Annotated in this window: 21 protein-coding genes; 14 read left to right on the forward strand and 7 right to left on the reverse strand. The window is 42.3% G+C overall.

All coding sequences use genetic code 11. The annotated features are described in order from the left end of the window. Positions 1 to 396 precede the first annotated feature (396 nt). The 8 genes from AACU25_RS05600 to AACU25_RS05635 all read left to right on the forward strand — a co-directional run bounded on the left by AACU25_RS05600 (position 397) and on the right by AACU25_RS05635 (position 10,230). Entirely contained in the window at positions 397 to 921 is a 525-nt protein-coding gene (locus tag AACU25_RS05600) for an SRPBCC family protein (RefSeq protein ID WP_045869159.1), read from the forward strand. Positions 922 to 1,137: 216 nt separating this feature from the next. Next, positions 1,138 to 2,208, forward strand: a complete 1,071-nt coding sequence (locus AACU25_RS05605) for an Mrp/NBP35 family ATP-binding protein (protein WP_096574276.1) — start codon at positions 1,138 to 1,140, stop codon at positions 2,206 to 2,208. A 196-nt stretch (positions 2,209 to 2,404) separates the two neighbouring features. Then, entirely contained in the window at positions 2,405 to 3,721 is a 1,317-nt protein-coding gene (rodA, locus tag AACU25_RS05610) for a rod shape-determining protein RodA (protein ID WP_096574277.1), read from the forward strand. A 339-nt stretch (positions 3,722 to 4,060) separates the two neighbouring features. Then, positions 4,061 to 4,255, forward strand: coding sequence for an NAD(P)H dehydrogenase subunit NdhS (locus AACU25_RS05615; protein WP_045869156.1), 195 nt, complete (start codon positions 4,061 to 4,063; stop codon positions 4,253 to 4,255). Positions 4,256 to 4,326: 71 nt separating this feature from the next. Further along, positions 4,327 to 4,983: an HAS-barrel domain-containing protein gene (locus AACU25_RS05620; RefSeq protein WP_096574278.1), complete on the forward strand. Its 657-nt coding sequence runs from the start codon at positions 4,327 to 4,329 to the stop codon at positions 4,981 to 4,983. Between the two features lie 247 nt (positions 4,984 to 5,230). Beyond that, entirely contained in the window at positions 5,231 to 7,369 is a 2,139-nt protein-coding gene (locus tag AACU25_RS05625) for a cation:proton antiporter domain-containing protein (RefSeq protein WP_096574279.1), read from the forward strand. A gap of 370 nt (positions 7,370 to 7,739) precedes the next feature. Then, complete coding sequence (locus AACU25_RS05630; RefSeq protein WP_096574280.1) at positions 7,740 to 8,690, forward strand: UDP-glucuronic acid decarboxylase family protein; 951 nt, start codon at positions 7,740 to 7,742, stop codon at positions 8,688 to 8,690. A gap of 148 nt (positions 8,691 to 8,838) precedes the next feature. Then, positions 8,839 to 10,230, forward strand: a complete 1,392-nt coding sequence (locus AACU25_RS05635) for a UDP-glucose dehydrogenase family protein (protein WP_096574281.1) — start codon at positions 8,839 to 8,841, stop codon at positions 10,228 to 10,230. A gap of 301 nt (positions 10,231 to 10,531) precedes the next feature. Here the strand turns inward: AACU25_RS05635 and AACU25_RS05640 are convergent, their stop codons facing one another. Together AACU25_RS05640 and AACU25_RS05645 are read right to left on the reverse strand one after the other, a co-directional pair. Continuing rightward, the gene (locus AACU25_RS05640) at positions 10,532 to 11,341 is read right to left on the reverse strand and encodes an LmeA family phospholipid-binding protein (protein WP_096574282.1); all 810 of its coding nucleotides are present in this window, start codon (positions 11,339 to 11,341) and stop codon (positions 10,532 to 10,534) included. A gap of 370 nt (positions 11,342 to 11,711) precedes the next feature. Beyond that, positions 11,712 to 12,137 carry a GNAT family N-acetyltransferase gene (locus tag AACU25_RS05645; RefSeq protein WP_096574283.1) on the reverse strand — a complete coding sequence of 142 codons (426 nt, stop codon included), beginning with the start codon at positions 12,135 to 12,137 and terminating at the stop codon, positions 11,712 to 11,714. Positions 12,138 to 12,462: 325 nt separating this feature from the next. On the opposite strand from AACU25_RS05645, the gene argZ reads away from it, so the two are divergent. From argZ to AACU25_RS05665, 4 genes are all read left to right on the forward strand, one after another. Then, complete coding sequence (gene argZ / locus AACU25_RS05650) at positions 12,463 to 14,574, forward strand: bifunctional arginine dihydrolase/ornithine cyclodeaminase (RefSeq protein ID WP_096574284.1); 2,112 nt, start codon at positions 12,463 to 12,465, stop codon at positions 14,572 to 14,574. Positions 14,575 to 14,606: 32 nt separating this feature from the next. Beyond that, positions 14,607 to 15,116: a DUF2085 domain-containing protein gene (locus AACU25_RS05655; protein ID WP_199347305.1), complete on the forward strand. Its 510-nt coding sequence runs from the start codon at positions 14,607 to 14,609 to the stop codon at positions 15,114 to 15,116. Positions 15,117 to 15,124: 8 nt separating this feature from the next. Then, positions 15,125 to 15,235: a DUF2887 domain-containing protein gene (locus tag AACU25_RS05660; protein ID WP_321206689.1), complete on the forward strand. Its 111-nt coding sequence runs from the start codon at positions 15,125 to 15,127 to the stop codon at positions 15,233 to 15,235. Positions 15,236 to 15,899: 664 nt separating this feature from the next. Further along, on the forward strand, positions 15,900 to 16,580 hold the full coding sequence (locus AACU25_RS05665; RefSeq protein WP_096574286.1) for a PEP-CTERM sorting domain-containing protein: 681 nt from the start codon (positions 15,900 to 15,902) through the stop codon (positions 16,578 to 16,580). A gap of 538 nt (positions 16,581 to 17,118) precedes the next feature. On the opposite strand, the gene AACU25_RS05670 is transcribed toward AACU25_RS05665, so the two are convergent. Further along, entirely contained in the window at positions 17,119 to 18,873 is a 1,755-nt protein-coding gene (locus AACU25_RS05670) for an N-acetylmuramoyl-L-alanine amidase (RefSeq protein ID WP_096574287.1), read from the reverse strand. 85 nt (positions 18,874 to 18,958) lie between these two features. On the opposite strand from AACU25_RS05670, the gene AACU25_RS05675 reads away from it, so the two are divergent. Beyond that, positions 18,959 to 20,581 (forward strand): CTP synthase, encoded by a 1,623-nt coding sequence (locus tag AACU25_RS05675; RefSeq protein WP_096574288.1) that lies wholly within the window; start codon positions 18,959 to 18,961, stop codon positions 20,579 to 20,581. A 537-nt stretch (positions 20,582 to 21,118) separates the two neighbouring features. Further along, positions 21,119 to 21,541 (forward strand): hypothetical protein, encoded by a 423-nt coding sequence (locus AACU25_RS05680; RefSeq protein ID WP_096574289.1) that lies wholly within the window; start codon positions 21,119 to 21,121, stop codon positions 21,539 to 21,541. Positions 21,542 to 21,775: 234 nt separating this feature from the next. Here AACU25_RS05680 and AACU25_RS05685 read toward each other — a convergent pair whose 3' ends face one another. The 4 genes from AACU25_RS05685 to trxB all read right to left on the reverse strand — a co-directional run bounded on the left by AACU25_RS05685 (position 21,776) and on the right by trxB (position 25,646). Further along, positions 21,776 to 22,672 carry an ROK family protein gene (locus AACU25_RS05685; protein ID WP_096574290.1) on the reverse strand — a complete coding sequence of 299 codons (897 nt, stop codon included), beginning with the start codon at positions 22,670 to 22,672 and terminating at the stop codon, positions 21,776 to 21,778. A 159-nt stretch (positions 22,673 to 22,831) separates the two neighbouring features. Further along, positions 22,832 to 23,035 carry a hypothetical protein gene (locus AACU25_RS05690; RefSeq protein WP_096574291.1) on the reverse strand — a complete coding sequence of 68 codons (204 nt, stop codon included), beginning with the start codon at positions 23,033 to 23,035 and terminating at the stop codon, positions 22,832 to 22,834. Between the two features lie 159 nt (positions 23,036 to 23,194). Next, positions 23,195 to 24,091 (reverse strand): ABC transporter permease, encoded by an 897-nt coding sequence (locus tag AACU25_RS05695; RefSeq protein WP_096574292.1) that lies wholly within the window; start codon positions 24,089 to 24,091, stop codon positions 23,195 to 23,197. Between the two features lie 181 nt (positions 24,092 to 24,272). Then, a complete protein-coding gene (gene trxB / locus AACU25_RS05700) occupies positions 24,273 to 25,646 on the reverse strand; it encodes a thioredoxin-disulfide reductase (protein ID WP_096574293.1) in 1,374 nt (457 codons plus the stop codon). Positions 25,647 to 25,699: the final 53 nt, after the last annotated feature.

Raw genomic sequence — 25,699 nt, forward strand, 5'->3', positions numbered from 1 at the left:
TACACAAGACTCTGGCACATTAGTTTCAAACACTCTCAACCTTGAGACATCAATAGTTTTGGCTGGAATGCTCACAACTAGAACACCTAATCCCCAATTGTGTTCCACAACAGGGGGGTGTAATCTCTCTATCATCGTACTAGCGTCTGCGACCTACGGGGCTTGCTATGTTTAGGGGCATTTTGAGAAAGTTTGAATGAAAAGTCTGAGTTAAAAGTGCTGAGTTAAAAGCCGGCAACCCTATGCCGTACCAGCAAGATCAGGGACTATGACAGTTTTGAATACCCAGTCATTACCCGAAAATCTTACTCAGCGCTGATTTAAAGTCGAGGGCTAACCAAAATTGCCCACCATGCCAGAGTTCCCAGAAAGTCTGTAGCTAGGAGGATTAGGCACATGCGAAGTTGTTTATCCAAATTCATCAATCAGAAACGTCGCCGATTTTGCGCTTCGCTGGTGCGGACATATCGAGAGATTAGTTCTGCGTCTGTAGATGAACTTTGGCAACAGGTGGTAAACTTCACAGACGTTTCTTGGCACCCTTTACTTAAAAGTACAAATGTACCTTATGGATTAGTACCCAAACCAGGCTTAATTTTCCAGGCAGTAACTCGGTTTTCGCCAATTCCAATTCGGATTTTTGTAGAACGTGTCAACCCCAGAGAAATGTTGAGTATCAGAGTGTTGGCCCTGCCTGGGATTGAAGAACGCATAACTTACCGAGTAGAGTCAACGGTGTGTGGTACTTGTTTATCTTATTCTGTGACACTACGTGGTTGGTTGTCACCCCTAATTTGGTCTTTGTCTCGTCCCTATGTCGATCGCGTGGCTCGTTCTTTAGTCGAAGCAGTAGAGAAAGCAGCATTACAGGCAGTTTCTAGCCAGAAAAAGTCCATTAATGACAGTTGTTTTGATTTTTAGAAATTGAGGATTAGGTAATGGGGAATGAGGGGGATAAGAAATCACAAACACCTATTGAGTAATCCATCAACAAACTGAATATTTACCATCAATAAATTATGTATTTTTTTTAAGATTTATTACAGCGATCGCAGCACAATGAGGGTATCCAGTTACTAGTTAAGATACTTGCCACAAATGGATTTCTTCTTTTTGAAATTAAAATTTTGAATTTTTATGTACGATGTTCTCGATGCTCGCTCGGTGTTAGATGTGTTGCGACCAGTTCAAGACCCAGAACTGCAAAAAAGTCTGGTAGAACTGAATATGATTCGCAACGTCAAAATTGATGGTGGCAAGGTTAGTTTCACTTTAGTGTTAACCACACCTGCCTGTCCTTTACGAGAGTTTATTGTTGAAGACTGCCAAAAGGCTGTGAAAAAACTCCCTGGTGTGACAGATGTTACTGTCGAAGTCACAGCAGAAACACCCCAGCAAAAAAGCCTACCCGATCGCACTGGTATAACTGGGGTAAAAAATATTATTGCAATTTCTAGTGGCAAAGGTGGCGTGGGTAAAAGTACCGTCGCTGTGAATGTTGCAGTTGCTTTAGCACAAACAGGGGCAAAAGTTGGCTTACTTGATGCTGATATCTACGGCCCCAACGATCCCACCATGTTGGGATTGAGTGATGCCCAAATTACTGTACGTCCTGGCGAAAAAGGCGAAATCCTGGAACCAGCATTTAATCACGGCGTTAAATTAGTCTCTATGGGCTTTTTAATTGACCGGGATCAGCCAGTAATTTGGCGAGGGCCAATGTTAAATGGAGTCATCCGCCAGTTTCTCTATCAAGTGGAATGGGGCGAACTAGATTATTTAATTGTAGATATGCCACCCGGAACTGGGGATGCTCAGTTAACTTTAGCCCAAGCAGTACCGATGGCAGGGGCAGTAATTGTTACCACACCCCAAAATGTTGCCCTCTTAGATTCACGTAAAGGATTGCGGATGTTCCAGCAGATGAACGTCCCAGTACTAGGAATCGTGGAAAATATGAGCTATTTTATTCCTCCAGATATGCCTGATAAACAGTACGATATCTTTGGTTCTGGCGGTGGCGAAAAAACCGCAGCCGAATTGGGAGTGCCATTGTTAGGATGTGTACCCCTAGAGATATCTACAAGAATTGGTGGTGATAGCGGCGTACCGATTGTCGTAGCCGAACCAAATTCTGCTTCTGCAAAAGCACTAAGTGCGATCGCCTTATCCATCGCTGGTAAAGTATCAGTTGCAGCATTGACATAAGAATTACAATTTTGTCTGGTTCCTGGGCTACAGCCTAGGAATACAGATTTTAGTAGGCAAAGTCAAAGCTGAAGTAGCAAGTATGAAGTATAAAATGAATACATATCTAGCTGATAACTCCTAGCTTCTATTTAACGCTTCATATTTCTTTAGTCACTAAATTTAAAATTTAACAGTTAAAGTCTAAACTCACACAATGTTGTTAAAAAGTTCGCTCCCCAAAATTCGTTGGAAGTATTGGGTTAAACCTTGGCAGCAAGTAGATTGGTTACTATTTTGTTTGCCTGTAGCCGTCAGTATATTTGGCGGTATTATGATTCTCAGTACGGAACTTAAACAACCAGTAACAGACTGGTGGTGGCATTGGTTAGTAGCTACTATTGGTGCATTTATTGCATTATTTATCGCTCGTACCCGTTACGAAAATCTGCTTCAGTGGCATTGGGTGACATATGGACTGACCAACTTTAGCCTCATTGCCGTCATGATAGCTGGTACTAGCGCCAAAGGGGCACAAAGATGGATTAATATTGCAGGTTTTAACGTCCAACCCTCAGAATTTGCCAAAATTGGCATAATTATTACCCTGGCGGCTTTGCTACATAAACGCACAGCCTCAACCATCGAGAGCGTTTTTAGAGCTTTGGCAATCACCGCTGTTCCTTGGGGATTAGTATTTTTGCAACCTGATTTGGCAACATCACTAGTATTTGGTGCGATCGTCTTAGGGATGTTGTATTGGGCCAATGCTAATCCAGGGTGGTTGATATTGATGATTTCGCCCATAGTCGCTGCTATTTTATTTAGTACCCCTTGGCCTTTATCAGAACCAATCGTTTTGTTGAAAGAACTAACTTTCAGTCCTTTGGGCTTATGTTGGGCAGGAGCAATGGGTATTGTGGGCTGGCAGACTCTCCCTTGGCGTAAATTTAATTTGGGCGCTATAGGTGCATGGGTGCTGAATATGCTGGGCGGTGAATTAGGGGTTTTTGCCTGGAACCATGTCCTCAAAGAATATCAAAAAGACAGACTGAGCGTATTTATCAACCCCGAACACGATCCTTTAGGCGCTGGATATCACCTGATTCAATCTCGCATTGCCATTGGTGCTGGTGAAATTTGGGGATGGGGACTGTTTAAGGGCCCGATGACTCAACTCAACTTCGTACCCGAACAGCATACAGACTTCATTTTCTCTGCCGTGGGAGAAGAATTTGGTTTTATTGGCTGCTTAGTAGTACTTTTCGTCTTCTGTTTAATCTGCCTACGCCTATTACACGTAGCGCAAACAGCCAAAGATAACTTTGGTTCTTTGTTGGCGATTGGTGTTTTGTCAATGATTGTATTTCAGTTGATTGTGAACGTTGGCATGACAGTGGGTTTGGCACCTGTAGCTGGTATTCCCCTACCGTGGATGAGTTACGGACGTTCTGCTATGCTGACAAACTTCATCTCTTTAGGAATCGTAGAATCCGTAGCAAACTTCCGTCAACGCCAGAAATATTATTTATGAGTCAAACAATTTTGGATTTTGGATTTTGGATTTTAGATTGACGCTCTGCCAGAAGCGGATACAGCTTGGGGATTTGAGATTGACGATTTGAGATTTGTTTTCCCACGCCATTGCTCGACAAGAAGCGGGGCTTTTAGCAGAAACAATCCACGCATCCTAAATTTCAAATCTAAAATTGGCATGGTCAAGCCATAAGGATGGAGAGGACGCAGGAAAGAAATTTCCATTACTTAATTATCCAATGCCCAATGCGCCATGCCCCAATGACAAATCCCAAATGACAAATGACCAATGACAAGTATTAAGCTATATAACAGGAAATAAGCGAGGATAAAAATCATGATCCTGCCTGGAGCAACTGTTCGCGTTAAGAACCCCGCAGATACCTATTATCGCTATGAAGGGTTGGTACAAAGGGTAAGTGATGGCAAGGTAGCTGTGCTGTTTGAAGGCGGTAACTGGGATAAATTAGTTACCTTCCGCTTGCCGGAATTAGAAGTTGTAGAGACTATAGGTAAGAAAAAAGGGAAATAACACAAAGCATCAAGTATGAAGTATGAAAGATAAAAATTCATACTTCATCTTTTATCTTTCATCCTGAGATTATGCGCCTTCCTTTACCACAGTTTGCCACAGGCGATCGCCATCCTCATCACATTGCTGAAGTCATTGAAACTACCACTACTGAATTTCTGGCACAGTGTTTGGAACCGGAAGACTTAAGTTTTCCCCCCATGCCACCTTTTGGTAGTTGGGTTTGTTCGACAGATGAAGAATCGGGCAACCAAATTTACGCAGTGGTGTATCATGCTACCACCATGCCCATAGATTCCGTACATCGTGCAGTGGCTTTAGGGCTTTCATTGCAAGATTTGCGAGAAGAACAGCCCCAAATATTTGCCATGTTGAAAACCGAATTTCGGGCTGCGATCGTGGGTTTTGAACAGCCTTCTTATACTGAAGGTTATAATCAACGAGTATACCAGTATTTACCACCTCGACCTCCGCAAATTCATCAGGCAGTTTATCGCTGTGATGCGGAAAAAATTATTCATTTCACTGAAGAACTAGATTTTTTACAGACAATACTTTCTATCAAAGGTGCGCCTATCGAGTCTTTGGCAGCAGCGGCTATTCGAGAGGTTTACCAGTTACGCAAGGCTGATCGTAAATGGTTAATCAAAGCTGGAAGAACCCTCAGTACTCTGTTAAAAGATGACTACGATCGCTTGCGGTTCATTTTAAGCCAGGTTCACCCATAGGTAGCCGTTATCAACTGCCCATACCAGGATGATTTTCGGTAATAGTCAAAAGTTGAAGAGACGCGATTAATCGCGTCTGCACTTTGCTAGTATCCAATCCCCAATACCTAATCCCCAGTACCCAATCCCCAATCATTAAGTTAAGGTTGTTTTTAATTTCTACTCCTGGTAGCTTTTGCAGTTATATTGATCGGTCGATTGCTTTCAGGTAATCGCAGCTTCACCATAGCCCTTTCCAGTTCTACCTATGGAACTCATTTCACAAGTTCTAGCATTAGAACCAACCTCCCAAGTTCTTGGCAAGGAACCAATTGTTCCCTTCGCTATTTTGCTAGTAGTCATTTTAGTGGTGCCAATTTTATTTGAGCGCCTGAGACTACCAGGTTTAGTAGGTTTGGTTTTCTCTGGGGTAGTACTTGGCCCTTCAGGCTGGAATTTATTCCAGACAGAATCACAGACAATTAACCTGCTAGCAGATATTGGGTTAGTTTACTTAATATTTGTAGCTGGACTAGAAGTTGACATAGAACAGTTCCAGCAAAGAAAAAATCGCTCTTTCGGTTTTGCTAGCTTCAGCTTCAGCTTCCCCTTAATTATGGGAACCCTTGCTGGGCAAATTTTTGGCTTTGATTGGGTGATATCAGTATTAATCGGCTCTTTATTTGCTTCCCATACGCTTTTGGCATATCCCATTCTGAGCCGTCTGGGAGTGGTGAAAAATGAAGCTGTTACAGTTACCATTGGAGCCAAAATTTTTACTGATATTGGCGCTTTGCTCATATTAGCTCTCTGTATCGCTTCTGCCTCGCCTCTAGGAGTATTTAACTTAGCAAAGCTACTAACTTTGTTGGGTTGGTTAATTATTTACTCTGTTGTCGTGTTAGTCGGCTTCGATTGGGTGGGTAAAGAATTTTTTCGGCGTTCTGGTGGTGAAGAGGGAAACCAATTTTTATTTGTGCTGCTGACTGTGTTTCTTGCTGCTGTTGGCGCTCAATTGATTGGAGTCGAAAAAATTATCGGAGCCTTTTTAGCAGGTTTGGCAGTTAATGAAGTTTTGGGTGAGGGCCCAGTCAAAGAAAAAGTAGTATTTGTTGGTAGTGTTTTATTCATTCCCATTTTCTTTGTTCACCTGGGGCTACTAATTGATCTGCCCAACTTTATTCACAGCACTAGCAATCTGCAATTAACAGTGTTCTTGGTGTTCAGTGTGATTGCCAGCAAATTTATTGCGGCTTTATTGGCGAAACTGCTATACCGCTATAATTGGCAGGAAAGTATCACAATGTGGTCACTGTCAATTCCCCAGGTAGGTACAACATTAGCAGCAACCCTAGTTGGGTATCGGGCGGAATTATTGCCAGTGGAAGTCTTCAATAGTGTTGTGGTGGTGATGCTAGTTACATCAACCTTGGGGCCATTAATTACTAGTCGGGTCGCGGTGGGTTTAGCTTCTGCAACAGTCACAGAGCCAACAATCACAAACCAACCAGAGCCGCAACCCCCAGATACTAGCACCGCTTTTACTATAGTTGTACCAGTATACAATCCCCAAACGCAGCAGTATTTAATAGAATTAGCAACATTATTAGCCCGCCAAGCCAATGGCAGAATTATACCGTTAGCGATCGCTACTGCTGCGGCTAACATGGATGCACCACAGTTAGAAGTATCTTTACAGAGGAGCGAGCGTTTGCTCGCCAAAGCCACAGCACAAAGCCAAGCTTTAGGTGTAACCGCAGAGCCATTACTGCGAATCGATGATGCTTTTGCTCAAGGAATTAGCAGAGCATCTCGCGAACAAAAGGCTAGTTTGATCGTCATGGGTTGGGGTAAACGTACTGGGTTAAGAGCGCGGTTATTTGGTAACGTAATTGATAACGTTCTTTGGGCATCTCATTGTCCTGTTGCTGTTACTCGTTTAGTAGACTCTCCTAAAAAAATCCAACGGATTTTAGTTCCCGTAGAAAACTTAATGGCACCAACGTTACAGCCTGTGCATTTTGCTCAATTGTTGGCAGATGCCAATCAAGCTCAAGTTACTGTACTCAATGTGTGTGAACGACGCACCAGCTCCAGCAAAATTGCTGCCAGGCGATCGCATCTTGCTGCAATAGTATCTAAATTGGCTTTGCCCAATCCCCCAGAAATTCAGATTATCGCCCATGAAAATGTGGCTCAAGCTATTTTACAAGCCGCACGCTTGTATGATTTAGTTGTGCTACCTTTTACACGCAATCGCACCAGTCCTGGTGGATTAGCCATTAGTGATGTTACAACTCAATTAGCCAGACAATTAACTTGCTCAATTATTATGCTGGGAGAGCCACAACGTACTCACGCAGTACCGCTTCCAACTGGGATTCCCAGTACTACATCGGTTATGTAAAAATACCAGAGATTGCTTGTAGCATGATTTTATAAATTTTTATGTGTTTACTGAAAAATCTCTTGCCCCATTATCTTTGATCTGAGTTATAACAGTTGGCACATCTAATTCTTACAATACTTAATATTGTTAAAGATTTGATGAATTCTCGAATTTGACGCTCCAATCTTGAGACTATGTTTGTTATTTTGCTAATGTAATTGTATAAAAAAAGAAACTTAATGTAATAAAATTACAAGCGTAGAAATACGGGTAAATTTTAAAACCCTAAGTCAGAAAAGTCATACACTTTTAGACTTTTTACATAAATTGCGTAATAAAAAATACGTAAAATAGCAACTGACAATACTTGTACTGACATTGGTAAACTATGAGAATTTTAGTAACGGGCGGTGCCGGGTTTATTGGTTCCCATCTCATCGACCGACTAATAGCTGATGGGCATGAAATTCTTTGCTTGGATAACTTTTATACAGGCAATAAAGATAACATAGTTAAATGGCTGGATAATCCTTATTTTGAACTGATCCGCCATGACATTACTGAACCCATTAGGTTAGAAGTAGATCAGATTTATCATTTGGCTTGTCCTGCTTCGCCCGTACATTACCAGTACAACCCCGTCAAAACTGTGAAAACAAATGTGATGGGAACGCTCAATATGTTGGGTTTAGCTAAACGTGTCAAAGCAAGATTTTTCTTAGCTTCCACCAGTGAAGTCTACGGCGATCCAGAAGTTCATCCCCAAACCGAAGAGTATAGAGGTAGCGTCAATCCTATTGGCATACGTTCCTGCTATGACGAAGGTAAACGTATTGCTGAGACTCTAGCATTCGACTACTACAGACAAAATAAAGTTGATATTCGAGTTGTACGTATTTTTAATACTTATGGCCCGCGGATGTTAGAAAACGATGGTCGGGTAGTGAGTAACTTCATAGTTCAAGCTTTACGGGGCGAACCTTTAACAGTCTATGGTGACGGTTCCCAAACCCGTAGTTTTTGCTATGTATCCGATCTGGTAGAAGGATTTATCAGATTGATGAATAGTGACTATGTAGGCCCTGTAAATCTGGGTAACCCTGATGAATACACCATCTTAGAATTGGCTGAGGCTGTACAAAACCTGATTAATCCCGAAGCCAAAATTAAGTTTGAACCACTACCTTCGGACGATCCGCGTCGCCGCCGTCCAGATATTACAAAAGCAAAAACCTTGTTAAATTGGGAACCTACCGTTCCATTACAACAAGGGTTAAAACTGACTGTAGAAGATTTTCGCAATCGGATTAATAAGGAGAAAAAAGCGTCAGTCTCCTGATTAGCACCGAGTATTGCTCTGAACTTTCGTGCAGGCTGAGTTGATTTGTAGCCCGTACTATTGCGGTAAATTTTTCTACCCCATAAAAGTTTGCACTGAAAACTTCTGAGCTAATAAGAAGAACAGAAACAACGAGGAGTTCAAAATAATGCGTGTTTGCGTCATTGGTACTGGTTACGTTGGTTTAGTTACAGGTGCTTGCTTGGCTCACATCGGTCATGATGTCATCTGTGTAGATAATAATGAAGAAAAAGTTAAGTTAATGAAGTCTGGGCAGTCCCCAATTTTCGAGCCGGGACTCTCGGAAATTATGCAATCTGCTATTCAATCAGGAAAAATTGAATTTACTACAGATTTGGCTGCAGGTGTAGCTCACGGAGAAATTCTCTTTATTGCAGTGGGAACACCACCTTTACCAAATGGTGAAAGTGATACACGTTACGTTGAGGCTGTAGCTCGTGGTATCGGCAGTCATCTCAACGGTGGTTATAAAGTAATTGTTAATAAATCTACAGTGCCTATTGGCTCAGGTGACTGGGTACGGATGATTGTTTTAGATGGCATTGCTGAACGTCAAAAAACCCTAGTAGCAGCAGGTAGCGTTGCAACTGAAGATAAATTGCCAGAGATTGCATCTCATTTTGATGTAGTCAGCAATCCAGAGTTTTTACGGGAAGGTTCAGCGGTTTACGATACCTTTAACCCCGATCGCATTGTTCTCGGTGGTAACAGTCAAAGAGCAGTAGGCTTAATGAAAGACCTGTATGCTCCAATTGTGGAACGGCAGTTTGCTGAGGATAAATCTTTACCACCAGTATCTGTGCTGGTAACAGATCTCAGCTCGGCAGAAATGATTAAATACGCTGCTAATGCTTTTTTAGCAACGAAAATTAGTTTTATTAACGAAGTTGCTAACATTTGCGATCGCGTCGGTGCTGATGTTACTCAAGTAGCAAAAGGTATCGGTTTAGACTCCCGGATTGGTAACAAGTTTTTACAGGCTGGTATCGGTTGGGGTGGTTCCTGTTTCCCCAAAGACGTAGCCGCGCTCATTCATACTGCTGATGACTATGGTTATGAAGCACAATTACTCAAATCAGCCGTTAGCGTCAACGAACGCCAACGGCTGATTGCTTTAGAGAAACTGCAACAAGTCCTCAAAATTCTCAAAGGTAAAACAGTAGGTCTACTTGGTCTTACCTTTAAGCCAGATACTGACGATTTACGCGACGCGCCAGCACTCAACTTAATTGAGCAGCTAAACCGATTGGGAGCCAAAGTTAAAGCTTACGACCCCATTGTTTCCCAAACAGGTCTACGTCATGGGCTGTCTGGTGTACTAGTCGAAACCGATGCTGAAAGACTAGCCGACGGTTGCGATGCTTTAGTACTTGTGACTGAATGGCAACAATTTAGCCATCTAGACTATGTGAAAATGGCTCAACTGATGAATCACCCTGTAATTATCGATGGACGTAACTTCCTTGACCCAGAAACAATGGTCAGAGCTGGTTTCCAATATGTAGGTGTTGGCAGATAGAAGATAAGAAATAAAAATTAAATCTTACACAAAGACGCAGAGGTAATAACAAGCCTTTGCGTTTTTTGTATGGCTATAATGTGATACCAATTTGAAAAAAGAATGTAACAGATGGGTAGGTTGGATTATAGCTTGCTTACCCGTAGGGGTACGTAGTTAAACCCAAGATTTAGAGATTTAGAGGGTTTTTAAGCTTCAGTCGAGGGACGAAACCCAACCCCATCTGTGGTTGAATTCTAGAAAATTGGTATAACCCTGTGTATCAAACCTTGTTTACGTTAACAACATTAGTCTCTAGACGCTAGCTCTTTGCCTGTTGCGAGGTATTAGGTATACGCTCAATCTCAGCATATCCACTGAAGATTAACTTTTGACCTTCAGTTTCTAAACGGTTAAGTCGCATTTTTACCCCATCCAGGTCAAAGCGATCCAAATCGACCATATTATCTAAAATTTCCACCAGTGCGATGCTCAAAGTTCGCGATATTTCCCTTTGCGCTTCTGGCACAAGGTCAAGGTCAAATTGAGGGTCTTGGAAGGAAACTCGTCGCCGACGTTCCACAGCCAAGCTGACAGTCATATTTAGCGGTACGAGTTCGCCATTATCTAAATCTGCTTTTGCTAAAATTCGCAGACGATTCTCTGGTAACAGTTGTACCTGAATCTCAGGGAAAGACACTGGTTTACCCCCAGATAACGCCGTTAAGCTAGGGACAGTCAGGTTGACTAAACGTTTTTTAACCAGTTCGGCATTAAAAGCTTGATTAATACCTGCTTCTGATAATATTACTTGGGCGATCGCCTGGGTAGGCTGCTTAAGAGTTAATTTACCGCTTAAAACTGAGCCAAAGTCAATGGCAACTGCATCCGTTTCAAAAGACATCTCCTCGACTGCGAAATCTCTCCGGATGACTAAGCCACGTCCACTCATTTTGAAACTATCAATGCTGCCTTGCAACAGTTTGCTGGAGGGATAGCAGCGCACAAAGACTTCTACTGACTCGCTTTGGGTAAACAGGTGGCGAATCGTTTGGCTAGCGACTGTGTTGAGCATTCGCTCTCCCCAGTCTGTGCCTTTAGAATCTGTTAAACCAGTAAGTCCGCCGAACATGAGTTTTGGCTCTCTAGAAGTTCTTTGTACTTTTGTAACAAACTGTGAAGAATACAGCAAGCGATCCCCTGATAAATTGTACTGATGGGCAGGAGTAGAATAACTGATGGTTAGCAGCTAAATGTATCAGATATTACTAAATTTTCTGCGAAAAGGAGATTTTTATTACACGAGATGGAGTACAGGTGTAATTTTAGCAGTCTGATACATCGTAAATGCTGTATTAATTAAATTTAACTGACGATGCTGCCAATAAAATAAGTTTTTGTGAATAAATCAAATTAGTTTTTTTAGAGTACTGCTATAAGCAATGGTAATATCCATAATCTATGGCTGAGTATCTATAGTGAAATCAGCAGGTTATATGCAACTAAAGTTCTTTTTTTAAAAAATATCGTTGATGTCCTAGGGGAAAGTTGTCCAGAACACCAAACTTTTGGTAGCCAAGGTGTTCATAAAACCCAAGAGATTGAAAACTAAATGTATCGAGGTAGGCGTAATTACAACCACGCTGTTTAGCAACCTCCTCTGCTTTCAGTATGAGTTGTTTGCCATATCCTTGACCTCGAAGCGTTTCCGCCACCCACAGGTGAGAGATAAACAGCCACCCCCATTGTGTTTTACCAATTAAACCCCCAAAAATTTCGTTTTTATTGTCTCGAATCAAGACGGCTAGCGGTTGGTATACATCTTTTTCTATTAGGCGATCGCTGTTATATTCAACAAGCTTGTTAATAACAGTACGAATATCCTCTGGTATCGGATTCTCCTCGACTATAAATTTTAAGTCTGCCATCTTAATTTCACAAAGCTAAACAACTTTAAATAAAGTATTTTATCAATTCTGTATAGCATTACTATTCTTTACAAAAAGTAGATATTGCTAATACTGATTTACTAGAACCAAATAGCGCTACAATGACACAACCTTGGGTTTTTTTAACCCAATTATTGATTGCTTTTAACGCAGTGTATCCCTTGGGATAATACAATGGAAGCAAAGTTATGTGCTGTTTTAAACTAGCAGAATAAAGACGTTTCGTAGCAAATTTGACAAAATGATACAGTGATACTCTGTATCTAATAAGGCTTGTAGCATCTCAACGCTTGTAATATTTTTTATGACTTCCCCGATTCGCTTTTTGATGTGCGCTCCTGACCACTACGATGTGGACTATGTGATTAATCCCTGGATGGAAGGGAACATTCACAAATCATCGCGCGATCGCGCTGTGGAACAGTGGCAAAAACTCTACCATGTCCTGAAAGACCATGCCATTGTCGATTTAGTACCACCAGAAAAAGGCTGGCCTGATATGGTATTTACCGCCAACGCTGGTTTAGTGTTGGGGGATAACGTAGTTCTGAGTCGCTTTTTACACAAAGAACGTCAGGGAGAAGAGCCTTACTTCCAAAAATGGTTTGAAGCTAACGGTTACACAGTGCATGTATTACCTAAAGACTTGCCCTTTGAAGGCGCAGGAGATGCACTTTTAGACCGGGAAGGACGCTGGTTATGGGCGGGTTACGGCTTCCGTTCAGAATTAGATTCTCACCCCTACTTAGCGAAGTGGTTGGATATTGAAGTATTATCCCTACGGCTAATTGATGAGCGTTTTTATCATTTAGATACCTGCTTCTGTCCCTTAGCCAACGGTTATTTACTTTATTATCCTGGTGCGTTTGATTCCTACTCCAACCGCCTAATTGAAATGCGAGTAGCAGCAGAAAAGCGCATCGCCATTGAAGAAGCTGACGCGGTGAACTTCGCCTGTAATGCGGTGAATGTCGACAGCATCGTGATCATGAACAAGGCGAGTGATGCTTTGAAAGCACGCCTAACAAATGTAGGCTTCCAAATCATTGAAACACCGCTAAAAGAATTTCTCAAAGCTGGTGGTGCGGCGAAATGTCTCACCCTGCGAGTCACAGAACCAGTGAGAGATGAAGTTCATGCGAATGTTTCTGTAGAAAGTCGGATTATTCGCCTAGAAGGTCACTTGCTGGATTCTGGCTTGATTAACCGTGCTTTGGACTTGATTGTCGATACAGGTGGAAGCTTCCAAGTATTGAATTTCAACTTGGGAGAACAGCGCCAAAGTACCTCAGCAGCTGAAGTAAAAGTTTCAGCACCATCCCATGACGTGATGGAAGAGATTATTTCTCAACTGATTGATTTAGGTGCTGTAGACTTACCTCAAGACGAGCGAGATGCCAAACTAGAACCTGTGGTGCAAGCTGGTGTCGCACCCGATGATTTCTATGTGAGTACAATTTATCCCACTGAAGTACGGATTCATGGTGAGTGGGTAAAGGTACAAAATCAGCGCATGGATGGCGCGATCGCGATTACTCAATCTGCAAGTGGGTATGTTGCCAAGTGTAAAATATTACGCAATTTAGAGGTAGGCGAACAAGTTGTAGTCGATGTCCAAGGTATCCGTACCATCCGCAAAACCGAATCGCGGGAACAGCGCAATGCTCAAGAATTTAGCTTTATGTCCGCAGGGGTTTCTAGCGAACGCCGTGTGGAATTAGTCGTAGAGCAAGTAGCTTGGGAATTACGTAAAATTCGGGATGCTGGCGGTAGAGTAGTGGTCACGGCTGGCCCTGTGGTGATTCATACTGGCGGTGGTGAACATCTATCGCGGCTAATTCGGGAAGGTTATGTCCAAGCACTGTTGGGCGGAAATGCGATCGCTGTCCATGATATTGAGCAAAATATCATGGGTACATCTCTCGGCGTTGATATGAAGCGGGGTGTGGCTGTCCGAGGTGGACACCGCCATCACTTGAAAGTTATTAATAGCGTTCGCCGCTATGGAAGCATTGCCAAAGCTGTAGAGGCGGGTGCAATTAAGAGTGGGGTAATGTATGAATGTGTACAAAATCATGTACCGTTTGTACTCGCTGGTTCAATCAGGGATGATGGGCCTTTACCTGATACCCAAATGGATTTGATTCAAGCACAGCAAGAATACGCCAAACACCTGGAAGGTGCGGAAATGATTTTGATGTTGTCTAGTATGCTGCACTCTATTGGTGTAGGCAACATGACACCAGCAGGCGTGAAAATGGTCTGTGTGGATATTAATCCAGCTGTGGTCACCAAGTTAAGCGATCGCGGTTCTATAGAATCTGTGGGTGTAGTGACAGATGTAGGATTATTCCTCAGCCTCTTAACTCAGCAGCTTGATAAGTTGACAAGTCCTTATCGAGCAGTGGTAGGTTAAGAAAAACCTCACAAAAATTTAGAAAGGGAATAATGAGAGTAGCTTTCAACAGAGAGTTGCAAATTAATTGGATCAGTGCAATCGCTGATTTTATGCTAGCGGGTATGGTAATCGGCCCGCTAGCAGCTCCCTTTCTTGCTGCCTCTGGGATATTTTTATTACCAGAAATTGCCAATATTATTTATTTCATGGGCGATCATGTTTGCCCGCAACCGGATATGGGGTTAGATTTAGCACCACCTTATATCATGGCTGTATGTATGCGTTGTTATGGCACCGTCACAGGTTTATTCATAACGCGCTTATTGTATGGTGTAACTGGTGGTAAAGGTTTTTACTGGTTAAGTCAGTATGGTTGGAGTGGTGTAGCCATAGCTAGCGTGTTGATGATGGCTTATCCCTTGGAATTAGCAGCACAAGTTCTTGACTTGTGGAATTTTAATAATTATGTTGTCACGCCCTTTGGATTAATTACAGGTTTGGCGTGGGGGTTATTTACTATGCCAATTTTACATGGGCAGCTTTCATCTGATGAAAACTGACTCTATTTTTGATCAATTGTTTCAAAACGTCCCCAGCATATTTTCTTGAAGTTATAAGCGAACCTGCGACAGTTTGCAATGAGTACACATTTACCTCTGTAGAAATTAAACAGCCCTGACGATGGATTGTGCAACTTAAAAGCAGAATAGCTTACCATAAATAAATTTTGCGTGAAATCGGCGTAGGCGCAGGTAGGGGTCGAGGTGTGCATTACTCACCCCTCCCATCCGAAACCATGCTTGCACCTTTGGGTGCACACGGCTACTGAATGTGGGATCTATTTGTCCTGTTCAGACTCCTACCCTTATGACAGGCCAAAAAACTTCTTACTAACCGTAAATAGGATAGTAAAATCAAGCCTAAATAATCACACCTAATCGTTACTTATATAAAAAAATACAATATCCAGGTGATCGCCAACTTGTGAGAATGTCTAAATTTGCACTCATGAACCGAATATTTAACCTTTGATTCGTCTTACACTTACTCATCATTTTGAGATTCATGTTTCTGATTACAAGATAACAGCATAATCACTTACGTAATTTTAATAGCATAATCATTAGTTAATTATAGATAAAATCAAGTTTTTATACGCTTAATAAAGCTTTTATTCTTATTAGTATTCGCATAAATATGTTATGAAATATACTCGATTGCTATTTTTATTTACGTATAGCAGTGCTAGGTTAATGAATGTAGGAGAAAAACAGTCGCAGACAATAACATAGCTGAATTTTCTTTCTACATGACTAGACTTTTATTTAGCCCCTTGTATTGATATGAAATTTATTCCTGCTGGTCTTCAGAAGCTATCAATTGCTAGTGTTGTTTTTTGTTCAGTTTTGAGTGTTAGCCAAGTTAAGCCTGCTAGCGCTAGCAATCTGGTGGTTAATGGTAGCTTTGAACAAACCTTACTGACTGGTGGTACAGACATCAACGACGGTGGTTGGAAAACATACGACGAGATTTTAGGTTGGAAGGCTACTCCAGGTGGCAAAATTGAAATTCAAAGGGGAGCAGCAGGAACAGCTCAAGATGGGAAACAACTGACAGAATTGGATAGCCATAGCTATACAAATAAGGACAAAATTGGCATTTTTCAGGATATTGCTACCGAAATAGGTAGTAAATATCGCCTATCATTTTTCTATTCACCACGCCCTAATACAGAAGCAACGGAAAATAACTTTACTGTTCTGTTTGGTAACGTACTCAACCAGACTATTTCCGGTGGTAAAGGAGGTACGCAAACAAAATGGTTGGAGTATACTGCTGATATTGTTGCCAATAGTAATTTGTCTCGCTTACAATTTGACTATGATGTCAAGAATGATTCTCTCGATACCTACGGTTCTTACATCGATAATGTTCGCTTAGAAAAAATTCCAGAACCGGGGACACTATTAGGCATTGCACTGGTTGGTTTAGCTTTAGCCTACAACAGAAAGTTTGCTGCTTAGTCCTGTTTAAGCACTCTCGCTAGATAAAGATTTAAAACCCTAATTTTCCAGGCTTTGATTAATTGTACGTGAGTATCCCAGGAAGGCGCATCTGCGGGAAGGGCGAAAGAAACAAAGGTAAGGCAAGGGGATGAAGAAGTTGTAATCTAGGGAGCAAGGCAATTCTTGGGCAGTAAAAACCGCAAGCACAGTGGTGCGAATTCACCCGTCGTGAGTCTGGTTTTGGTTTAAGCGAATTTGGGATAAGATATGACCTCTGTGGTAAGCCTCTCTCCTGGTAGGAGAGAGGCTTAAAGATTTTTTTGAATAAAGTTAGAACTTACAAAGTCATAACTACGAACCTAAAATAACCCTATTTAATAACTTTCGGTAGATAAAAAGCTAAAACTCTGCAATGATCAGAGTCTTATCAATTTAGGCAGAGGTTGGTTTGAGAAACGAAACCCAACACCCAAAGACTTTGGTATTGTTGAGTTTTCATACAGTAAGCGCAACATTGATCTTAAATATCAGCGCTCTCTTCCCTAATTACCAAAGTCTACTGCGCTTTCTTAAACCACTCCACAATCCCATCCGCTAGCACTTTCGCCATTTTCTTCTGTTGTTCTGGGTTCACTACCTGCTCAAATTCCTCAGGATTACTCATAAACCCTAACTCCAGCAACACAGATGGCGCAGCAGTAGGGCGTGTCAGCGCTAGGTTATCCCAAAACACACCATAGGAAGGTTTGCCAAGATTTTTGACTACATAGTTATGCAAAAATAATGCTAAACTATGCGATTGGGTGTTATACCAAAACGCTGCGAATCCCTTAGTTTTTTCGGCATCACCATCATCGGGTAGCGAGTTGTGATGAATCGAAAGTGCGATCGCAGGTTCTTCTTTACTGATAATTGCCTGCCGTTCTCCTAAAGATACATCGCGATCGTCCTCTCTGGTTAGTACTACAGTTGCTCCACGCTTCACCAATTCGTCGCGCAGCAGCTTTGATACTACCAAATTGACATCTTTTTCTAAATAGCCAGTTGGGCCACTGGCACCTGATTCTTTACCCCCATGTCCGGGATCTAGTAAAATCCTGATACCGGATAAGGGTTTGCGTGTTTTGCCTTTAATTATAGGCGGATGACGCAAAGTCAAAATCAAGCTTGTACCTTCATATCTCAGATGATATCCCCACTGTTGAGATTTTTTGAGATTAAAGGTGTATTGCGCCTGTCCGGGAGCCGCCTGTCGCCAATCTAGGCGAGAAATTAGGGGATTTTCATCCGTGCGAACAATATCCGTTTGGGCGGTTGTATTGTAAAGAGTGAGAGCAAAAGAGCGCTCGCTTTGTTGTACACTCACAGGAACGGGAACTTCTAGCGGAAACACAATCTCTGTGGCGCTGGGAAGTCTTCGATAACCTACACTCCGAATAATAGTGTGTGGTGAAATAGCACCTGGTAAAACTTGGGTTTCTTTAGCATTAATCCAAGCACCATAATCTAGACGTAACCATTCACCTTCCTTCCCTGTGACTGCGGCTTGTGTTCCTTTTGGTAGTGGTGTGAGTCTAGAATAGTCAGTACTAGGGCCAGTGCGAGCTACGCCTGAGTCTGCTGTTACTTGAATCACTGGCAATTGTGTGGGTGCAAGAATTTGAATTTTGCCAGTACCCAACTGAGTTATGGTTTTACCATCCAATGCCAGCTGAAACTCAGGTGTTCCCAAATCAGCTGCGGCTGCCATTGTGGTGCAGCCTTGGTAGTTTCCTACGGTAGACTTATTAGCAGGTTGATTTCGCCCTGTTAAGGCAGCCAAATTACTTGGGAGCTGTGCCTTAATAGGTTGGGGTGCAAGGGCAATAGTTTGATTAGCCAATTTGACAGTAACACTGGCGTTTGAAGGTGCGATCGCACTAAAACAAATCAATTCTCCTGGTAGTTTGGCAATGTCGGCTGCTGGAGTGAGAGAATCTTTGGCAAAGGCTAAACCTTGTGGTAGAACAGGCTGAGTACTCAGCCTTGTCACCTTAATCTGACGTTCTTGATTTTGGTGACGTACAGTAAACAGGTTATCTCCCAATTGTAAGGGGACACTGGGAGCAAAATGCCCTGCTTTGCTGCGGGTAACGGCCTTACCATTAATCAAAACCTGACCATTTGATGGTGCGGTACCCAGAAAAAATATTTTTTCTGCACTGGTTTGGTAGTTTGTCTGAGGAAAAACTACTAAGAGAGACGAGTTTGCCAACGCGATTGAGGAGGTGACGAGAAAGCTAAATATTACTAGTAGTACAAGTTTTTTCACAGCGAGAACACAGAAGATTTCACAATAGTGACTGTGGCACAATGACGGGATGTATTTTTAGAAGTGGCTCGAAATTCAAATTACTATGACTAAGTTTATCTTTGTAACTGGGGGCGTAGTTTCCAGTATCGGCAAAGGCATTGTAGCAGCAAGTCTGGGGCGTTTGCTCAAATCGCGCAATTATTCTGTATCGATTCTTAAACTTGACCCCTATCTGAATGTCGATCCAGGTACCATGAGTCCCTTTCAGCATGGGGAAGTTTTTGTTACTCAAGATGGTGCAGAAACTGATTTAGATTTAGGCCATTATGAACGCTTCACTGATACCTCAATGTCACGGCTGAACAGCGTTACTACTGGCTCAATTTACCAATCAGTCATCAATAGAGAGCGTCGCGGCGACTATAATGGCGGCACTGTACAGGTGATACCCCACATCACTAATGAAATTAAAGACCGGATTTTAAAAGTTGCCAAAAATACAAATCCAGATGTAGTAATTACAGAAATTGGCGGTACGGTAGGAGATATTGAATCACTACCGTTTTTAGAAGCAATTCGCCAGTTTCGTAAGGAAGTAGGACGGCAGAATGTGCTGTATATGCACGTTACTCTGTTACCTTGGATCGCCTCAGCTGGGGAAATGAAAACTAAGCCGACACAGCACTCGGTGAAAGAACTCAGATCTATTGGCATTCAACCGGATATTTTAGTTTGCCGTTGCGATCGCCCCTTACCTGTAGGATTAAAACAAAAATTATCCGAATTTTGTGATGTTGCTGAGGAATGTGTCATTACTTCCCAAGATGCCAAGAGTATCTATGAAGTACCCTTGATGCTAGAACGGGAAGGCATGGCAGAGCAAGTGTTAGATTTGCTACAGATGGAAAAACGGGAACCAAATCTCGTACAGTGGCAAAATATAGTACAACATTTGCATAGCCCCAAATACGACATAGAGATTGCTATTGTCGGTAAATATGTACGATTAGGTGATGCATATATCTCAGTAGTAGAAGCATTACAACACGCGGCTATTTCTACTTATGGGCGACTGCGTCTGCGTTGGGTAAACTCAGAAACCTTAGAAACCGAATCAGCCGAAAAGCATCTTGAAGGTGTGGATGGTGTACTTGTACCTGGAGGTTTTGGTATTCGGGGAGTAGATGGAAAAATTGCCGCCATTAAATATGCCCGCGATCGCCAAGTGCCCTTCTTGGGTTTATGCTTGGGAATGCAATGTGCCGTGATTGAATGGGCGAGAAACGTTGAGGGCTTAAAAGATGCCAACAGTGCCGAGTTTAATCCCTATACTAGCGCCCCAGTCATTAACCTCTTGCCAGAACAACAAGATGTAGTTGATTTAGGTGGAACAATGCGCTTGGGTGTTTACCCCTGTCATGTTCTCCCCAATACTCTAGCTTCTAAACTCTACCAAGAAGATGTAATTTATGAACGCCATCGCCATCGGTATGAGTTCAACAATGCTTACCGCAACCTGTTATTAGAGTCCGGTTACCTGATTAGTGGTACTTCTCCCGATGGACGCTTAGTGGAAATTGTGGAATTACCCAAGCATCCATTCTTTCTGGCTTGCCAATTTCATCCAGAATTTCAATCGCGTCCTAATAATCCCCATCCTTTATTCCACGGATTCATGCAAGCTGCGATCGCTCATTCTCTTCCTCCACTCGTACAACAACACTAGTACCGCAAGGCGGAAGTCAAAAGGAGCCAGTGCGTTGGGCGGCTGTGCCGACTTGTAGCAACTGGCGTTCAAAAGTCAAAAGTCAAAAGGTGATACATCAAGGCTTGTGACTGTTTGAAATGGTAGCTTTATTTACGCCGCGTTGTACTAGTTCCCCTGCACCCAAGTCAAAAGTTCAACAGTTCATGGCGTAGACTGTTCTCGATTTTGTCGTCATGAAAATTCTAAGTAAGCCGGTGGAAATAAACCAAACTATGTTACGAAACCTAAGTAGGCTGGAAACCCTTACCAATGACAAGGGACAAATGACAGCCCTGACTAGTTATCTTTAAATACACCGCCCTACTTAATTTAGCCTTCTTGCCCAGAGCGATCGCTATACTCGCAAAAAATAGCATCTTTATTTCCCCAGGGCATTACTGGTGTAAGCTAGCAACAGTAATTTAAAATTCAGAATTATAGAGTAGCTTCTTTGCGATTTGAATTGTGAATTTTTGTGAAGTAGCAGCGACATCACTGGGGACATGAGGAGATTTTGTGGTGTACTGGGTGAAAATCCTTTACGAGAGGAAACAATACGTAGTCAATTTCGACCGTATTAATGCGTTTTGTTATGAACAAAATGGCAGGGTTACCTTTTGGTTACCCGATTGTGCAATTCCGATTGTAATTAACCCACAAAATAACCATCAAGACTATCAAAAGATTTTGACTTATATAGAACGGGTGACAGGAGTAGAACTAGAAGATGCTTATTGGGTAAAAATTATTTATGAAAATAACGAATACGTAATTAACCTCAATTGCATCAGTTCTTTTTGCCAAGAAGCCAACGGCAGGATAACTTTTTGGTTGCCTGATGGTACTATTCCCATCATCATCAATCCAGTGAGTAATCCAGAGTCCTATCAAAAAGTATTGCAATACGTTCAGAAAGCCACAGGATATTCTTTATATTAGAAAATCTGTGAAAAATTTTTATCCAGCCTAATGCTTGCTAATTTAGTAGCAATTGGCAAACTTTTACTATTAATTTTTCCCCTTGTTTAAAAAAATAATGTAACGGATAGGTAGGGGCACAACATTGTTGTGCCCTCACTAATAATTTATATGTTGCAAACAATTGAAATGCCAAAAGTTATAACAAAATCGCATCTTTTGGCATACTTTGTGGTTCGTGGCAAAAACGATAATTCACAACCTGGATAATTGCTGCCATGCCAACTTTGCAGCACCTAACATTCCCGCAGCATTGCCTAATTCTGCTGACAAAATTTGTAAACCTACACGGGATGTCGGCATCACTCGCTGCTCAATTTCAGCTTTCATTGCAGGTAAAAAAAACTGGAAACAGGCACTAATACCACCACCAATGACAATCGCTTCTGGTGTTAAGACGTAAATTAAACTCGTCAAACCAATACCTAAATCTCTACCATATTCCTGCCAGAACTTCAAAGCCTCTACATCTGTTGCATGAGCCAAAGTACTCAATTCATGAGGTTCTTTACCACTACGGCGACGAATCGCTGTAATTGAAGTGTACTGTTCCAAAGAACCGCGATTACCGCTATTACAAACAGGGCCATCTGGGTTAAAGCTAATTAAACCTAATTCGCCGCCTGCACCTTGATGCCCAATAAATAATTTCCCATCAAGGATAATGGCACCGCCAACGCCAGTGCCTAAAGTCAGCATAATAAAATTTTGGAAATAGCGACCAGCACCTAACCAAGATTCGCCTAAACCTGCACAGTTAGCATCATTACCCACAATTGTCGGCTTACCCGTTTTCGCTTCTAACCAATCGGCTAAAGGGACATCTCGCCATCCTGTCAAGTTGATGGCGATTTTTGCAATCCGTCCCTTTGCATCAGCAGGGCCAGGAGTACCAACACCAATAGCTATAGTTTGATTATCTGGATCAATTTGGGCGATCGCATCCACCATTACCGCCACCACAGCCTCGGGTGTGGATGGTTGGGGAGTTGCTACTGTCAAAGATTGCAGGCAATTGCCATCTCGATCAAATCGCCCCAGCTTAATCGCTGTTCCCCCCAAATCAATACCAATTACTTGAGAATTTACCACTTTATTCTGGGGATTGGGGATTAGGGACTGGGGACTGGGGACTGGGAACTGGGGACTAGGAATTTTAGATTTTGGATTCTAATCTAAAATCCAAAATTGTTTTCAATGCCCAATGCCCAATCCCCCATGCCCCATTCCCAATTACTTGTAAAAAGCATATTAGCTTTTTTGCGTTTTGGTACTAAAAAATTCCCAGTCCTCAGTTTTATTAGCTGCAAATTGTAAATTCGTCACGTTCGCCACCCGTGCATTTGATTCAGTTTGCCAAGCGGTGACTGGTGTGCCCCGTAAAATACCAGATAAAGCCACAGAAAGCATAAACCCACCAGTAGCGGCAGCAATTAAAGTCAAGTTGTCTTTCACACAAATCTCCAAAAGGATGAATGATTAAGGATAAAGAATAAAGTAAAAAATTAGGACACGCCCATTATTAAAAAAGATAGGTTTTTCCTTGATGAGTTCCTCACCCCTCTATAGGCGGCTGAATTTCATACTTTATACTTCATACTTCAGTTGACTGAACTATTTCCGAATACTATTTTGTCGTCGTAAACGGGGATTGACAAATTCATTTAAACCTTCACCAAGTAGTGATAACCCTACCACCATCAATGTCATTGCTAAACCGGGGAAAAGCGTAGTCCACCAAATGCCAGTAGGAAGTGCTTCTAAAGCTTGTTTTAAATCATGCCCCCATTCTGGAACTTCTTCTGGTAGCCCTAAACCCAAAAACCCCAACCCGCCTAAGACTAAAATTGCATCGGCAGCGTTGAGGGTGAATAATACAGGTACGCTTTGAATAACGTTAAAAAATAAATACCGAGAGAGCACAATCCATGTAGAAGCACCCATTGCTTGAGCCGCTTCGATGAACACTTCAGTTTTAACGCTCACAGTGTGGTTGCGAACAACTCGGTAATATTGAGGAATGTAAGCAATGCTAATCGCGATCGCAGCATTTAATATTCCCCGCCCAACCACAAATGCTAGCGTTACTGATAGTAGCAGCCCAGGCAAGGTATAAATACTATCCATCAAAAACAGCAGTACTTTATCCAGCTTACCGCCCAGATAGCCGCTAACCATACCTAATGGCACACCAATGACCATACTCAGCGCTGTTGCTAAAATTACCACTTGCAAAGCAGCTTGAGCACCAAATAGCGTCCGGGAGAACACATCATGTCCCAGGCGACTAGTACCAAACCAATATTGAGCTGATGGTGGATCGTGAATTGGGTTAGATAAAAAATCTTTGGGGTTTTGCAGCCATCCCCAAGCTTGAAATACCGGAGCGAAAAATGCCAACAAGAGAAACAGCAGGGTGATAGCTAACCCAATCAACATGAATCGCTGAGAAAGATTCGGATTTTTCGGAAAACGTAAAAAAGACGGCAGCTGCCGTTTTATCATGGCCATGAGCGATCGCCTACATTAAGCGAGATACGCTGACCATTTTACATATCAGAGTAGGTATTGGGAATTGGGGACTGGGGACTAGGGACTGGGGATTTGGTGTTTGTTATTTCTTCCTTGTCCCCTTTCCTTCATCCGCCTCATCCCCCTCATTCCCAGTAAAGAATCCCCAATCCCCAGTCCCTCACAAACTGTTCTCAATCAACTGGCGATATTCGCTCTTTTGCTTTACGCCTTTGACTTCCTTCAACAGTTCTTTATTCTTGAATACTTGAATTGTTGGTGTTCCTGTCACACCAGCATTTTCAGCAATATCTCGGTCTTTATCGATATCGATTTCGACAAAGTGAATTTTGCCGTCAAATTCATCGACTACCTTATTTAATATTGGTTTGAGGGTATGACAAGGGCCACAGCCAGGAGAAACGTATTTTACCAAAAGTAAGCGATCGCTTTCGTGGAATAATTTCCGCAAAGCATAACCACCTTCATGGCGCGTAGCATTTAGATTAAATTCGGCTTCTTGTTCTGCTTCGGTTTTATTGGCTGCTGGCTGATGTTCTAATTCATTAACTGGTGTTTCTGGCTGTTGATGGAATTCTTGAATCAAACCAGTAACAGACAACCAGCGTTCTGCCAACATTGCTGACATACAACCGCTACCCGCAGCCGTAATTGCTTGGCGATACTCATGATCTTGCACGTCGCCTGCAGCAAAAACTCCTTCCACACTAGTTTCTGGGGAACCATGTTTAGTCACTATGTAACCCACCTCATCTAGTTCCAGTTGCCCTTTAAATAGTGAGGTATTGGGATTGTGACCAATAGCGTAGAATAAACCCTTGGCATGGATTGTGCTTTCTTCGCCAGTTTTAGTATTGCGAATTTTTACCCCATCCATGTGGCCGTTACCAAAGATGTCTACGGCTTCTGTGTTCCAATGTACTTGGATTTTAGGATTGCTCAAAATGCGGTCTTGCATGGCTTTAGAAGCCCGCATCTTATCAGAACGTACCAACAGATTCACTTTAGAACCGTACTTGGTTAGATAAATTGACTCTTCCGCCGCCGAGTCACCAGCACCAATCACAGCCAATTCTGCACCGTGGAAAATTGGTGTCGCGCCATCGCAAATTGCACAAGCTGAAATCCCGCGACTCCAAAATTCATGTTCGCTAGGTAAACCCAAGCGCTTTGCCGTTGCACCAGTAGCAATAATAATACTGTTGGTTTTAACTTCCCTTTCTTCTGAGCGTACAGTAAAAGGACGCTGACTCAAGTCAACTGATATTACATCCTCTGTATATAACTCAGCCCCCCAGCGTTCTGCTTGGGCTTTCATCCGATCCATTAGTTCCGGCCCAGTAATACCTTGGGGGAAGCCAGGAAAGTTCTCTACTTCCGTCGTTGTCATTAATTGCCCGCCAGGTAATCCCCCAGCTTGGAAACCTTCAAATACCACAGGCTTCAAGTTAGCGCGTCCTGCATAGATAGCCGCTGTGTACCCGGCTGGCCCAGAACCAATGATTACTAAGTTTTCTACTGTCGGGTTAGTCATACTATTTATACGAACTCATAACGACTACGTTTAATCTAGCATAACAAACTTCA

Source organism: Tolypothrix tenuis PCC 7101 (assembly GCF_963874875.1).
GTDB lineage: Bacteria > Cyanobacteriota > Cyanobacteriia > Cyanobacteriales > Nostocaceae > Aulosira > Aulosira tenue.

Bases quoted from the DNA above. Each gene is read 5' to 3' on its own strand.
- AACU25_RS05600 (WP_045869159.1), top strand. From the start codon at position 397: ATGCGAAGTTGTTTATCCAAATTCATCAATCAGAAACGTCGCCGATTT.
- AACU25_RS05605 (WP_096574276.1), top strand. From the start codon at position 1,138: ATGTACGATGTTCTCGATGCTCGCTCGGTGTTAGATGTGTTGCGACCA.
- rodA (WP_096574277.1), top strand. From the start codon at position 2,405: ATGTTGTTAAAAAGTTCGCTCCCCAAAATTCGTTGGAAGTATTGGGTT.
- AACU25_RS05615 (WP_045869156.1), top strand. From the start codon at position 4,061: ATGATCCTGCCTGGAGCAACTGTTCGCGTTAAGAACCCCGCAGATACC.
- AACU25_RS05620 (WP_096574278.1), top strand. From the start codon at position 4,327: ATGCGCCTTCCTTTACCACAGTTTGCCACAGGCGATCGCCATCCTCAT.
- AACU25_RS05625 (WP_096574279.1), top strand. From the start codon at position 5,231: ATGGAACTCATTTCACAAGTTCTAGCATTAGAACCAACCTCCCAAGTT.
- AACU25_RS05630 (WP_096574280.1), top strand. From the start codon at position 7,740: ATGAGAATTTTAGTAACGGGCGGTGCCGGGTTTATTGGTTCCCATCTC.
- AACU25_RS05635 (WP_096574281.1), top strand. From the start codon at position 8,839: ATGCGTGTTTGCGTCATTGGTACTGGTTACGTTGGTTTAGTTACAGGT.
- AACU25_RS05640 (WP_096574282.1), bottom strand. From the start codon at position 11,341: ATGTTCGGCGGACTTACTGGTTTAACAGATTCTAAAGGCACAGACTGG.
- AACU25_RS05645 (WP_096574283.1), bottom strand. From the start codon at position 12,137: ATGGCAGACTTAAAATTTATAGTCGAGGAGAATCCGATACCAGAGGAT.
- argZ (WP_096574284.1), top strand. From the start codon at position 12,463: ATGACTTCCCCGATTCGCTTTTTGATGTGCGCTCCTGACCACTACGAT.
- AACU25_RS05655 (WP_199347305.1), top strand. From the start codon at position 14,607: ATGAGAGTAGCTTTCAACAGAGAGTTGCAAATTAATTGGATCAGTGCA.
- AACU25_RS05665 (WP_096574286.1), top strand. From the start codon at position 15,900: ATGAAATTTATTCCTGCTGGTCTTCAGAAGCTATCAATTGCTAGTGTT.
- AACU25_RS05675 (WP_096574288.1), top strand. From the start codon at position 18,959: ATGACTAAGTTTATCTTTGTAACTGGGGGCGTAGTTTCCAGTATCGGC.
- AACU25_RS05695 (WP_096574292.1), bottom strand. From the start codon at position 24,091: ATGGCCATGATAAAACGGCAGCTGCCGTCTTTTTTACGTTTTCCGAAA.
- trxB (WP_096574293.1), bottom strand. From the start codon at position 25,646: ATGACTAACCCGACAGTAGAAAACTTAGTAATCATTGGTTCTGGGCCA.